Source organism: Anaerobacillus sp. QJM3NY_32, from assembly GCF_056173645.1.
In genome coordinates this window covers 1,754,683-1,766,760 of the sequence record NZ_CM149684.1, presented here as the reverse complement: position 1 = coordinate 1,766,760, position 12,078 = coordinate 1,754,683, and the positions used below count along the sequence as shown (strand labels likewise).

Below are 12,078 nucleotides of genomic sequence, written 5' to 3'. Positions count from 1 at the left end.
AACGATCACGTTTTACTTCACGTCTAATTGCTTTAAGTAGTCAATAGCATCCTGGAATGTTTCGACTGGGACAATTTTCATATCTGTATCGATATCTTCTGCCGCTTCCATGGCATCATCGTAGTTGGAGTGAGCCACTGGGGCGAAGAATATTTCGGCTCCAGATCCATCAGCTGCAACGATTTTTTGTTTAATCCCGCCGATAGGTCCAACCTCTCCACTTTCATTAATCGTACCTGTTCCGGCAATGTCGTACCCTTTTGTCCAATCTTCTTTGGTTAACTGATTGTAAATTTCTAACGTGAACATTAGCCCGGCTGATGGTCCGCCAATTTCATCTGTATTGATATTAATAGAGGGATCTGTTTCAATTGACGTTGCTGTTACTGGACCAGTGATACCAACGCCAACTTTATCATCTCCTGTTCCATATGATTCAGGGAATTTCGAGAAACCTAGCTCTATCTGCTTTTCTTGATCGCCTCTTTTGATCGTCATATTAACCGTATCTGACTCCTCATAGGATCCTAGTTCATCAAGTAGCTGTTCCGTTTCCTCAATCCTTTTCCCTTCAACCTCAACAATCAAATCACCAAGTTCTAATTTCCCATCTGCCGGCATGCCTTCTATTATACCGGTTACTAGGACACCATTTTTTGTGATTTTTATCTCTTTCTTTGCGGCTTCATAAGCAACGATTGTGGCACTCGTTTGTGAATTAGCCATCACATCAAGCTGTCTTTGGTGATACTCATCGTCCGATTCACCTTCACGCTTAATTAAGTCTTCTGCGATCAATTCATGATACTCATTAAATTGCGCCCATATATACTGAACTAAGTTTGCTTCTCCGACTCGGACAGTCGTGAGCATAAACTCTCCACCATCTTGTGAGCCACCTTCAACATTGATTACTTCATCTAACACTCTTGCTTCTCCGGGTGTCGTTACATAATATGGGAGGTCAATGAATGTAACGGCAGCAACCAATACAATGATAATCGCCCACACATAGGTGAATCTCTTTGTGCCTCGGTTCATTTATTTTTCTCCTTCCACACCTCCACCGCCTGATGAATTTGATCAAGGTGGCGGTAGGCTTCTTCCTCTCCGATTTTAATAATATCCATCACATTCGTAAATGCTCTTGATTGAAATGATTCTAAGCCAGGTTTAATCATGACATCTGCATTAATTTCATGAAGCCTTACCATTTCATTTTGCATAATATCAATGCTTTGCATAATCACGTCAATAATTGATGTAACATCAGGCTCTTTCTTTACGTTTGAAACATCAACAGCAATCACAAGATCTGCCCCCATTTCTCTTGCTACAGATACGGGAACACGATCAATCACACCACCATCAACAAGAAGCCTATCACCTATTTTTTCAGGGACAAGAATTCCCGGAATAGCGATGCTGGCTCTAACAGCTTGTGCAACAGGACCAGAACGAAAGACTACTTTCTCTCCTTTAATAATATCCGTCGCCACAATCGCAAGTGGAGGATGCATATCCTCAATTTGCTTTCCCTGCGTTAGTGTTTCAATTAAACTCTTCACTTTATTACCGGCAATAAACCCCATCTTTGGTACGGTGAAATCCAAATAATATTTTCGTCGAAAAAGCGATGCCATTTTCTCCATTGTATTGACATCGTGTCCCGATCCATAAATTGCCCCTACTAAAGAGCCCATGCTGCTTCCTGCAATGTAATCAATTGGTATTTTTTCTTGAATAAGTACTTTTAGCACCCCTAAATGAGCGAATCCCCTCGCTCCTCCGGAACCGAGAGCTAATCCGATTTTAGGACGGTTCATTGAGAACGCCTCCCTGTCTATAACTGCTTAATCATATGGTCTAATTGTGCCTCACATACGTATATTTTAATTATCGGACAGGTTTGATGAATAATTGAATTAACTTAAGACGATCAAATAGTGGGAGGAATGTACTTGTGAACGTTCAAGTAGTGAAAACATTATTGCTTGCAACGTCAGTTACGATCGTTGCTCTCGCCGTTATTTTATTTCCAGAACACACTCTAGAAGCCTCCAAAAGTGGATTATCAATGTGGTGGAATATTGTATTCCCCTCTTTATTACCCTTTTTTATTATTTCTGAACTGTTGATTGGTATTGGGGTTGTGCGATTTATAGGGATTCTATTAGAACCTTTGATGCGACCACTATTTCGTGTACCAGGATCAGGTGCCTTTGTTTTTGCTATGGGAGTTGCCTCAGGATTTCCTGCAGGAGCGAAATACACAGCACACCTTCGCCAAAACAATGACATTACAGCCATCGAAGGCGAGCGGCTCGTTTCATTTACGAACTGTTCGAATCCGCTCTTTATCTTTGCTGCAGTTGGGGTTGGATTTTTCCATAATCCTGCACTTGGCGTTATTCTTGCTGCAGCTCACTATGGCGGGAATATCATGGTTGGACTAGTCATGCGTTTTCATCACCCGGAAGATCACCATCCAACTGTTACCATACGATCACATCAGTCGAGACTTAGTTTAGCTTTCTCTGCACTTCATGACACACGAATGAATGACAAGCGTCCATTCGGTAAAATGATGGGTGACGCTGTTCATTCTTCTATCAAAACATTATTAATGGTTGGTGGGTTTATCATTCTATTCTCAGTATTAAATGAACTGCTTTCCGTCATTGGTCTTGCACCATTACTTGCTGGAGCACTTAGGTCTATCCTGATTCTCCTTCAGCTTCCACCAGAGCTTGATGTTCCTCTGCTTTCCGGAATGTTTGAAATCACACTAGGTAGCCAGCTCGCAAGTGAAAGTTCAGCTACTTTAGTTGCGCAGGCTATGATTACGAGCTTCATTCTTGCTTTTAACGGTCTTTCCGTACAAGCACAGGTTGCAAGTATTTTGGCAGATACCGATATTCGATTTAAGCCCTTTTTTTTCGCCAGATTACTTCATGGCTTCTTTGCGGCTTTCCTAACGCTCGTCATCTGGAAACCACTCTATTTAAACTACTTATCTTCTGGAAATGGATCGCTTCCTGTTTTGAATCGAGAAGATACACCGTCCATTATTGAATCAGTTTACTCATTTCTTGAGCAAACAGGTCCCTGGATTACACTATTCTTCCTACTAACGTTCATCGTGTCATTCACACAGCAATTTAACCAAACGAAGCGAAAGGAGTTTAAGTAGAAAAAAGACCCCCGTTAGCCTAACGGGGATTCTCCATACTTTTCTCTCAGGGCATTTTCAACAATCTCAGGAACAAGGTCTGATACAGGGGCGTGGTATTTTGCTATCTCTTTCACTATACTTGAGCTTAAGAATGAATATTGATTGTTTGTCATCATAAAGAAAGTTTCAATTTCATCTTCAAGCTTGCGATTGATTGAAGCAATTTTCATTTCATATTCAAAATCTGAAACGGCACGCAGCCCGCGTAAAATCGTTGATGCTCCTACGCGTTTCGCATATTCAATTAATAGCCCGTTATGCGAATCTACTGTTACATTTGGAATGTCTTTCGTCGCTTCTTTCAATAGCTCGACCCGTTCTTCGACTGAGAACAGCGTTGATTTGCTTTGATTATTTAGAACAACAATCTTAATGTTGTCAAAAACTCTTGCGCCTCGTTTAATAATATCCAGATGACCAAATGTCACCGGGTCAAAACTGCCTGGACACACTGCAATTTTTCCCATGACTATTCCTCCTTCTCAACACCCGACTGTTCATATGTATAAATTGAAATCGTCGTTTTACCACTATACGTTTCCTCACGAATCATCCGTAAACCCGCAAATTCTTCTGGTAATGTCACTTCTTTCTTGTGCTCGACAACGATTGTTGCATTTTCCTCTAACAAATCATACGCTGTCAACTTTTCAAGATCGTGAAGAATTTGCTCTTTATGATAAGGAGGATCCAAAAGAACAAGTGAAAAAGCTACTTCTCGTTTTTGAAGCGCTTTTAACGCTCGCTTTGAATCATTTCGAAAAACTTCCGCGGATTCCGTAAACTTCGTTTGTTCTAGGTTCCACTTGATCGTTTCAATCGCTTTATTCTCGCGATCAACAAACACACATTTCTCAATCCCACGGCTTAACGCTTCAATTCCTAGCGCCCCACTGCCTCCATATAAATCAAGCGCCATTCCGCCATCAAAAAAAGGGCCAATCATATTAAAAATCGACTCTCTTACTTTATCTGTCGTTGGTCTTGTAGAGGTTCCTGGAACAGGTTTAATATGCCTTCCTTTACAATCTCCTGCAATAATACGCATCTCTCTCACAACCTTATCCTTTCCATATTCCTACTTATCCTACCACAAAAAAAGGGAAAGCTAAAATCAATGTATAAACGAAAAGGTGATGGTGATACTAAACGTAGTAGCATCGTTCATACGAAATGGTGCTGCCAACCGCGGAGAAAGACTTACGTTTCCCCATAAGTTCTTCCTCCGGTTTCTCCTCTCCCATTTGCCTTGGCTTCACAGCTTAAGGCACCCGCAGGATTTCCTGCGGGTTTTTTTATGAAGTAATATTTACTCTCTTTTGCTCGATCAACTAAGAAGAAAGATCTTTCTTATCCAGGATCTAAATCAAGTGGCATGTCGATCGCCTGAATGCCATCCCAATCATGCTGAATCCAATCTCCAAAAGTTCCTTCATTAATGCTAGTGTGACTAAACAAATAATCTTCAACGTCAGATAGTGATTGATTAGAAAGCATTTCAGCCTCTGCAGCTGTAATAACACCGTGTAAAACTAGAGCTGCTAAAATATCCGCAATAATAAGCCCTTGAATCAATTTTTTATCGATGGTTTCCTCTTTAGCATTTCGTCCTTTCCAGTATAAATAGAGCAATCCCCCTACTAAACTAACTAGAAGCAGAATCGAGACCATAGAGTTAACCTCCTTTCTTATCATTCTAATGCAAACGCTTTATCCTTTCCATCATAATGAATTCATGCTACATTATGAATGGATTTCTGAAGTGACTGAAAGGAGAACAACATTATGATTCAACGCTTTATTGAACTAGGAGAAGGCTATTCTGATATTTATGAATTAGTTGAACTTGCAAGAACTAATTCCCATCGTGTTCACCGTTTGTTATTACTAAAAACACTCAAAAATGACCGCCAAGTCGTATCGCCTGTCGTCGTTTTAAAACCTGCCGGAGAAGGTAACCTTCAGCCATTGTACATATCTTTAGAAGGAATCCCTTCTAAAGAGCCTTCTGTGCAACGTTTAAAGCTCTTCGAAGACCTAAGCAAGGAATTGGACGTTTCGATCATACCATTGGAAATTAAGCCTTCAAGTGAGTTTAATGAGAAGGATCTATACTTTAATTACATCATCGGTATTCTTCGTTTAAATAACCTGATTCCCCCACTTCAATAATTTCATTAACAAAAGCAGGGGCCAACGACCCCTGCTTTTGTACGTTAAGATGTTATTTCTTTGGATTCATATACCGCTCGTTTCCGATCAAGAATTGGAAGTACTCTTCTTTTCACATAGGCTACACTTATCAATAATATAATACCTGCAAATAAAAAGAGACCTCTTGTCCCAACAACCGCTACAATCGCTCCGCCAGTTACTGGTCCAAGTAAATTACCCAAATAGACGGCACTATTAGAAAAGCTATACGTTCTACTTTCCATTCCGGCAGGTGACAGTGTTTTCACTAGTGAATTTACGGAAGGTAGCAATCCTCCAATACACAACCCTAACAAAAAGCGCAGAGCTATTAATTGCCACAGCTCCTGAACAAACGCCTGCGGAATAGAGAAAATCGCCGCTCCTATTAATGAATAATAAAGAACATGGTGTGAACCCTTTCGATCTCCCACTTTTCCGAGTTTAGGAGAAGCTAACATATTGGCAATACCCATAACAGAAGCAGCGATCCCTGCAAATAAAGCCACATTTCCCCCTGAAGTAAGCTGTTGTACAAAGAGTGGAATAAGTGGATTCATTCCAAGAAGCGCGAACTGCACGAGAAAACCTACTAACATTAACGATAACATCGGTGAATGAACAGTTACTTTCTTGAAATCTTTAATCGCATTGCTTTTTTCCTTTTTTGCTGATGGTTCTGGTTTTGTCTCTTCTTTAACAAGAAACAACACAACGAATGCCGCCAGTAAAATCACAACACCCGTAATATTAAAGATCATTCGAAATCCTAGCGTTTCAGCCATTAATCCACCAAATAACGGACCACAAATAGCACCAGCTACAGCTCCAGAATTTAAAGTGCCGAGCGCGTATCCGACGTGTTCCTTCGGTGTGTTTGTCGCTACTAGTGCAATAGCGGCAGGTATAAATCCTGAAACAACTCCATTTAACAAACGTAAGCCAAGTAAAGACCAGGGACCTGTGGCAAATCCGGTTAAAATAATCACGATAGCCATACCGAAGCCTGAACGAAGTAGCATAAGCTTCCGTCCATGTCGATCTGCCATACGTCCCCAGAATGGTGAAAATAAAAAGGCAGTTAAAAAATTCGCACCAAAAATAACACCTGACCAAAGACTAATTTGACTTTCTCCTTCTACACCAAGTTCCTGAACGTACAAAGGTAGAAACGGCATAATCATAGTCATAGCACCAAGAACTAAAAATTGACTAGCAAACAAAATCCAGACATTACGTTTCCAATTATCCATTTTGTCACTTCCTTTAATCCGACCATTATATCCTTCGGACTTCGAAATAATCAACCATTAAAGCTAGATTTTCTTCAATAGGATAAGGGTACGGTAAAGAAGAGGTTTTCCATAAAGCGCAGGATGAACAACAGAGATTTCTTAAGGCTTATGTGCCGTTGCTTGGTTTTTGACTCTTCCAAGTGAAAGGTCGCGCTGTGATGAGCCAAAATAAAAAAGCCATCCTTTAGGATTGGCTTTTTAAAGTCCCATCTTGTAATCATATTGTTTTGCTTTATCAGGCTTTGCATTTTGATATTCCGTCTGCACTTCTGGACGTTTGGATGGCTCCACTCGCTTCACAAAATGGAGAGAGTTCAAGCGCTCTTTCGTTGTTTCCAATTGATCGAGATTAATATAAATCACGACATACTTTTGTTTTGAGGAAACGTAGTGAACATTTCCAAACCTTCTTAACTGCTTGGCATGCTTCAATGACTGAATATAGACTGCCAGGCCAACTCGTTCTACAAACATGACGCGCTTCCCCTTTACTTATGAAATCTACTCGTTCGATGAACAGAGTGATGGTCATTTTATTATGATTCAGTTAGGATAACAGTAGACTGCGTTTATGAAAGGATGTTCTTCAATGAACCTTGATGAAATTTGGAGTCCATTTCTAAATCAACTAGCCACGTCAAATACCGTGAAGTCTGTTTCAAAAAAAACTATCACAGGTATTCCCTTTCTTTATCTTACAGTAAATTCGGATAGCATAAAAGCTGAGATTGAAACCTTGATTAAATTAGAGGCGGCAAAATGCATGAGAGGGAAGCAATTGAGAATGGAATATTCCTTCGTTCGAGAAGAAAAAAATCTTCTTGTTTATCGAGTCCGCTTTCTCGTACCACAAGAAAAGATGTTTTGCTGCGGAAACTTATGTCCTGACTGTATTCGTTACCGAAATTGAAAAACCAGAGCAAAAGCTCTGGTTATCCACATCCACAGCTGCCGCCTGAGCCACAGCCTCCCCCACATGATTGATTATCAAAGAAAGGATTTCCAGATGGAACTTTAATTGAAGGAGACACTTCACCAGCTAATAGAGAGCAAACCTCTACTAGAAGGCCTTCGAGCTCCGTTTCCGCTTGCTTAAATGCCGCTACCGCTTCGTGAAGATCCATGTCTCTCTTCGCTTCACGTACTTTTACAGTAATCGTCATAAAATCCGGATGATAACGCCCGAAACGTTGAACCTCGTCATAAAGTTCCTTCATTTCTGTGAAACGCTTAATCAAACGCTGCGCTTCCCTATTCTTTGATAATTGCTTCTTTGCCTCATGATAATCATGAGCAACTTCTGAATCTTTTATCAAAAATCCAAGCTCTTCGGCCTGGTCTAAAATCATTACACTATCTAGAGTAGCAATCATACATACACCTCCACACTTATCTTACCACTTCATGGAACCTCCTGACCAGTCCTCTACTATATTAGTAAAGTGAATATCCACGATTTGGTTATTGACTTTTTTTGGTGTAAGCTCTATAATTTTCTGGATTTATATGTTTTCGTATTAGCTATGTTAGATTGTGGATCCCTTCGTTATTGGCGTATCTATGCCTTTTTTAACGTTTCGAGCAAATTCATTCGCACTCCAAAATGCTAATAATCGAGAGTTCAACAATAAGCTAGCATGGTTATTTTAGAGAGGAAGAAAAAGAAAACTGTGAAACTTATTACGTTCAATCCGTTTCGTACGCTAGGCATGTCAGGTATTACTTATGTTAAACCCGATCATATGTTTAAAGAAATTGATGAAATTAGAAAAGCTGATGTGCTATTATTTCCAGAAAAGTGGCAAGTGAACTCTCTTGTTTATGGTCTAAATAAAAAAATCTTTCCATCCATCCAATCTATTCAACTTGGATTTGATAAAGTGGAAATGACAAGAGCCTTCTGGTCACTTTCACCAGATCTAATGCCTTACACCGAAATTGCAGGTCGCTCTAAAGACACAATTGAACGTATTTTAAATACATTCCCCTTCCCTTTCGTTGCAAAGGAAGTACGCAGTTCTATGGGAAATGGCGTGTTCCTTATCCGTTCTGAAGAAGAATTTCTAACTTATGCAGAGCGTAACGACGTTCTCTATGTACAAGAATATTTACCAATAGAAAAAGACCTCCGAGTTGTTTATGTAGGTAATACAGTTGTATCGGCCTATTGGCGTGTTGGAGGAGAGTCATTCCTTAATAACGTCGCTCAGGGAGGAAAGCTGTCTTTCCACCAAATTCCTGACGAAGCACTCGAGCTCGTTGATCGAACAGCCAAAGCTCTCGGAATCAACCACGCAGGATTTGACGTTGTGTATGCAAACGGAAAGTACTACTTTCTTGAATTCAATTGTTTGTTTGGAAACCAGGCGCTTGTTCAACAGGGTATCCATGTAGAGAACGTGATATTTAATTATTTACAGGAGCAGTTTCCACCTATCGTACCGCCGACAACACCTTTCAAACAAATCTCCTAAGCAAAAGCCTCCTGAAAAGAGGCTTATTTTATTTCCACTTTCATTTCTTTCAAGGATAAATACCTTCCTCCATCTTCTCTCATAATATCTAAACGAATCGTATGCTTGCCTTCCGGTAAATTACGAATAACAAAAGCTGCACGTTCTACAGTTTGATGCTTCACACCGTCAAGATATACATTAAGATGTCCATGGTACTCTTTTTCTGTATTCTCTTTATCAAATGAAAAATTAGGAATTAAGCATTCAATAAAGACGTTATGATTTTTCACTCTGTGATTAACGACAACAGGCTCAGTGTTTTCTTTAGCTGCGACGTTATCCTGTAAAGCTTGACTAAATCCAACTACCGGAACACAACAGCCAATCATCAACACAATGATCATTAGCTGTCTTTTACCACGCTTCAACAACATCTTCAATCACACCCCTTTAAACATAAGTGTGCCCTAAGAATAATAAAAAATAAGAAGATATGATTAAATCAATTGAGAAAACCAGCCTACGCAACCATAAAAAAAGACCCTAATTTTTTAATTGGGTCACTAACGCTAGCATCATATTCACCATATTTAATTGATTTTGAAAGCGATCAACCCGTTGTGGGAACGTCTGACCATAAAATGTTTTAGAGGCTTCTTCAAATTCTTTCAGTGCGAACGGTTCTCTACTTAAACGCCGATACCAGCTAGGCTGATTACGTAGAAATAGCACCAGATCCTGCCGGTTAGCGAGAAACTCCTGTACTTCTTCACGCATGTGATCTCCTCCTAGTCATGTCGAAAGGGAAACGGGGAGTGTGATTGAGAATACGGAGATTGTGGTTTTGGTTTCGAACGAAATTGTGATAAAACTTCTTGAATAGAATAAACAGCTCCACTAAATTGTTCGATCCCTTTTTGAACTTCTTCAAAATTCATTTGTTTTAATGCTGATAACATGCCACCAATGCTTTTCTCTTCTGTAACTTCTTCCTGATTTTCATCCATTTCTTCTTCATACCAGCTAGCATCGTCTTCACCAAAAAGCATCCATTCCTCAAATAGCTCTTGAAGCGTTTTTTCCTTTCGCTTCACTTTTTTTAGCACATGAGGATGAGCTTTGACGAATGTCTTAAATTCCTGAACCTTTTGAGTTCCTTTTTCTTTTGCTTCAGGCAAATTCGCCACCTCCATTTCCATACAAACCAAAATGGTCTTACTACATCATAATTAGACTTTTAACAATTGTGCGCCTATTTATTGGTGTATTCGACCATTACTGGTAAACTAAAAATAATCGCACACTGGAAAAGGAAGGTAGATTATATGGAAAACGAATCAATACATACGTTAATTTCACAAATTTTAGATGAAGCAAATGAGCAAGAAAAACACTCCCTACGCTTCCTGCTTGAGGGTGTGCTAAAAAAACAGCAAGATCATTATAAAACCTATCTAGCTGGGTTCATGGGGATTAGGAGTAAAAAACTTGATGAAGACACTTATGAAAGTATTATTCCGAATCAAGAACTTGTTCATAACCCATTGCATATCGTTCATGGTGGAATAACCGCTTCATTAATTGATATTGCAATGGGCTCACTTGTTCACCAATCGCTCCCTTCTGACAAAGCAGCAGTGACTTCTGAAATGAACATTCACTTTCTGGCGAAAGGGGATGGTCATGAGTTAAGGTGCCAATCTCATGTAGTGTTTAAAGGTGACGAAAGATGGGTTGTGAAAGCAAACGTCTACCGTGATGATCTGAAATTAATCGCTACTGCTACCGGAAACTTCATGGTTATTCCTAGAAAGGTTTAATGAAATTCTGTGTGTAATATTCACGATAAACCCCTACACCAATTTCAGTGAAGTCTTCATTCAATAGAGCTTCACGATGACCTTTACTGTTTAACCAGCCAATCATCGCCGCTCCAGCATCTGGATATCTTGCAGCGATGTTCTCTCCGGCATAGCTATAGAGAACGTCGCCCTTCTTTAAGCGATCGGAAAGCTCCCCTTCCGATGGTGAAGTATGAGAAAAGTAATCATTTTCTCCCATATCCTTGCTATGTCCAAAGGCAACTTCTGAAACTTCATTATTATAGCTTAACGATTGCTTGTCAGATAAATTTCTCAACACGTTTGTCATCGAAAAAATTTGTTTTTCCATTGCATCTTCGACTTGATCCCATTCACCCTGTGATAGCGACTCCGTTTCAAGCAGTTCGCCACGATAAGAAACCGCATAAGGTCTTTGCTTTACTAGTACACTCGGCTCTGCAATCCTAACAGCACGTAAACTACCGTTAAACTTATCAAAATAATACTGTGCGTATAAATCCTCATGTATTTTAATTAAAGGCTTAAGCTGTTTTTCTTCTTCAGTAAGCTGAAACCGATAATCATATTGATCTACCTTAACAGGGATTTCATTTAGAGGCTTCTCTTCTTTAAATATATCAGCCGCTTTCTCACCCATTGGGTATCGTTCACCAGCGTCAACATTCCCCATAAAGAAAATCGTCACTACCTGTTCATTTTCAATACCAACCTGTAAATAAGCAGAATGGGACTGCTCATAAATCCACCAGTCATACCCAAACGGTGAGGGATCCACTCTGTCTGGTTTCCCCAAATTAGATTCAATCGTTTCTTGTCCTTCTCCTACCCATTTCTCCAGTCCTTTAAGCTCTGGCAACGGCTCATCTTTTTTCACTTCGTCTTGTTGAGTTGGAGACTTTTCCGTAGTTTCTTCAAGAACAAACTTTTCTTCATTAATGATACGTTCAACTTCCTGTCCTAAATGACTCCACTCAATTTTGTCATAAACATCTATCCCGATCACGATGACAACAATCAGCAAAGTGAAGCGAAGTATATTTTTCATGATTCGTTCG

16 protein-coding genes are annotated in these 12,078 nt (G+C 39.8%); 4 read left to right on the top strand and 12 right to left on the bottom strand.

Going from position 1 to position 12,078, the window contains the following annotated elements:
- Positions 1–12: 12 nt before the first annotated feature.
- Positions 13–1,041, bottom strand: coding sequence for a SepM family pheromone-processing serine protease (locus AC0VYH_RS09500; protein ID WP_475373703.1), 1,029 nt, complete (start codon positions 1,039–1,041; stop codon positions 13–15).
- Entirely contained in the window at positions 1,038–1,826 is a 789-nt protein-coding gene (locus AC0VYH_RS09495; protein WP_194221321.1) for a patatin-like phospholipase family protein, read from the bottom strand. Before AC0VYH_RS09495 ends, AC0VYH_RS09500 begins: the two co-directional genes overlap by 4 nt.
- 137 nt (positions 1,827–1,963) lie before the next feature.
- Between AC0VYH_RS09495 and ylbJ the strand changes: the two genes are divergently transcribed.
- Positions 1,964–3,193 carry a sporulation integral membrane protein YlbJ gene (gene ylbJ / locus AC0VYH_RS09490; protein ID WP_475367232.1) on the top strand — a complete coding sequence of 410 codons (1,230 nt, stop codon included), beginning with the start codon at positions 1,964–1,966 and terminating at the stop codon, positions 3,191–3,193.
- A 14-nt stretch (positions 3,194–3,207) separates the two neighbouring features.
- Here the strand turns inward: ylbJ and coaD are convergent, their stop codons facing one another.
- From coaD to AC0VYH_RS09475, 3 genes are all read right to left on the bottom strand, one after another.
- Positions 3,208–3,702, bottom strand: coding sequence for a pantetheine-phosphate adenylyltransferase (gene coaD / locus AC0VYH_RS09485; protein WP_194221319.1), 495 nt, complete (start codon positions 3,700–3,702; stop codon positions 3,208–3,210).
- Positions 3,703–3,704: 2 nt separating this feature from the next.
- Positions 3,705–4,292 carry a 16S rRNA (guanine(966)-N(2))-methyltransferase RsmD gene (gene rsmD, locus AC0VYH_RS09480; RefSeq protein ID WP_276511842.1) on the bottom strand — a complete coding sequence of 196 codons (588 nt, stop codon included), beginning with the start codon at positions 4,290–4,292 and terminating at the stop codon, positions 3,705–3,707.
- 293 nt (positions 4,293–4,585) lie between these two features.
- On the bottom strand, positions 4,586–4,906 hold the full coding sequence (locus AC0VYH_RS09475) for a hypothetical protein (RefSeq protein ID WP_430247101.1): 321 nt from the start codon (positions 4,904–4,906) through the stop codon (positions 4,586–4,588).
- 114 nt (positions 4,907–5,020) lie between these two features.
- Between AC0VYH_RS09475 and AC0VYH_RS09470 the strand changes: the two genes are divergently transcribed.
- Positions 5,021–5,407 (top strand): DUF7147 family protein, encoded by a 387-nt coding sequence (locus AC0VYH_RS09470; protein ID WP_475367231.1) that lies wholly within the window; start codon positions 5,021–5,023, stop codon positions 5,405–5,407.
- Between the two features lie 44 nt (positions 5,408–5,451).
- Here the strand turns inward: AC0VYH_RS09470 and AC0VYH_RS09465 are convergent, their stop codons facing one another.
- The 3 genes from AC0VYH_RS09465 to AC0VYH_RS09455 all read right to left on the bottom strand — a co-directional run bounded on the left by AC0VYH_RS09465 (position 5,452) and on the right by AC0VYH_RS09455 (position 8,096).
- The gene (locus AC0VYH_RS09465; RefSeq protein ID WP_430247099.1) at positions 5,452–6,681 is read right to left on the bottom strand and encodes an MFS transporter; all 1,230 of its coding nucleotides are present in this window, start codon (positions 6,679–6,681) and stop codon (positions 5,452–5,454) included.
- A 240-nt stretch (positions 6,682–6,921) separates the two neighbouring features.
- A complete protein-coding gene (locus AC0VYH_RS09460; RefSeq protein ID WP_098443273.1) occupies positions 6,922–7,197 on the bottom strand; it encodes a YlbG family protein in 276 nt (91 codons plus the stop codon).
- A 458-nt stretch (positions 7,198–7,655) separates the two neighbouring features.
- On the bottom strand, positions 7,656–8,096 hold the full coding sequence (locus tag AC0VYH_RS09455; protein WP_475367230.1) for a YlbF/YmcA family competence regulator: 441 nt from the start codon (positions 8,094–8,096) through the stop codon (positions 7,656–7,658).
- Between the two features lie 297 nt (positions 8,097–8,393).
- Here AC0VYH_RS09455 and AC0VYH_RS09450 point away from each other — a divergent pair, with 297 nt between their 5' ends.
- Positions 8,394–9,197, top strand: a complete 804-nt coding sequence (locus tag AC0VYH_RS09450; protein WP_430247098.1) for an ATP-grasp domain-containing protein — start codon at positions 8,394–8,396, stop codon at positions 9,195–9,197.
- 23 nt (positions 9,198–9,220) lie between these two features.
- Here AC0VYH_RS09450 and AC0VYH_RS09445 read toward each other — a convergent pair whose 3' ends face one another.
- From AC0VYH_RS09445 to ylbD, 3 genes are all read right to left on the bottom strand, one after another.
- Positions 9,221–9,613 carry a hypothetical protein gene (locus AC0VYH_RS09445; RefSeq protein ID WP_475367229.1) on the bottom strand — a complete coding sequence of 131 codons (393 nt, stop codon included), beginning with the start codon at positions 9,611–9,613 and terminating at the stop codon, positions 9,221–9,223.
- Positions 9,614–9,722: 109 nt separating this feature from the next.
- Positions 9,723–9,956, bottom strand: coding sequence for a YlbE-like family protein (locus AC0VYH_RS09440; RefSeq protein WP_226612723.1), 234 nt, complete (start codon positions 9,954–9,956; stop codon positions 9,723–9,725).
- An 11-nt stretch (positions 9,957–9,967) separates the two neighbouring features.
- Positions 9,968–10,357, bottom strand: a complete 390-nt coding sequence (ylbD, locus tag AC0VYH_RS09435) for a YlbD family protein (RefSeq protein ID WP_226612721.1) — start codon at positions 10,355–10,357, stop codon at positions 9,968–9,970.
- 147 nt (positions 10,358–10,504) lie between these two features.
- On the opposite strand from ylbD, the gene AC0VYH_RS09430 reads away from it, so the two are divergent.
- A complete protein-coding gene (locus AC0VYH_RS09430; RefSeq protein ID WP_303531160.1) occupies positions 10,505–10,999 on the top strand; it encodes a PaaI family thioesterase in 495 nt (164 codons plus the stop codon).
- Here the strand turns inward: AC0VYH_RS09430 and AC0VYH_RS09425 are convergent.
- Complete coding sequence (locus tag AC0VYH_RS09425) at positions 10,986–12,068, bottom strand: CAP domain-containing protein (RefSeq protein WP_475367227.1); 1,083 nt, start codon at positions 12,066–12,068, stop codon at positions 10,986–10,988. The genes AC0VYH_RS09430 and AC0VYH_RS09425 overlap by 14 nt on opposite strands.
- Positions 12,069–12,078: the final 10 nt, after the last annotated feature.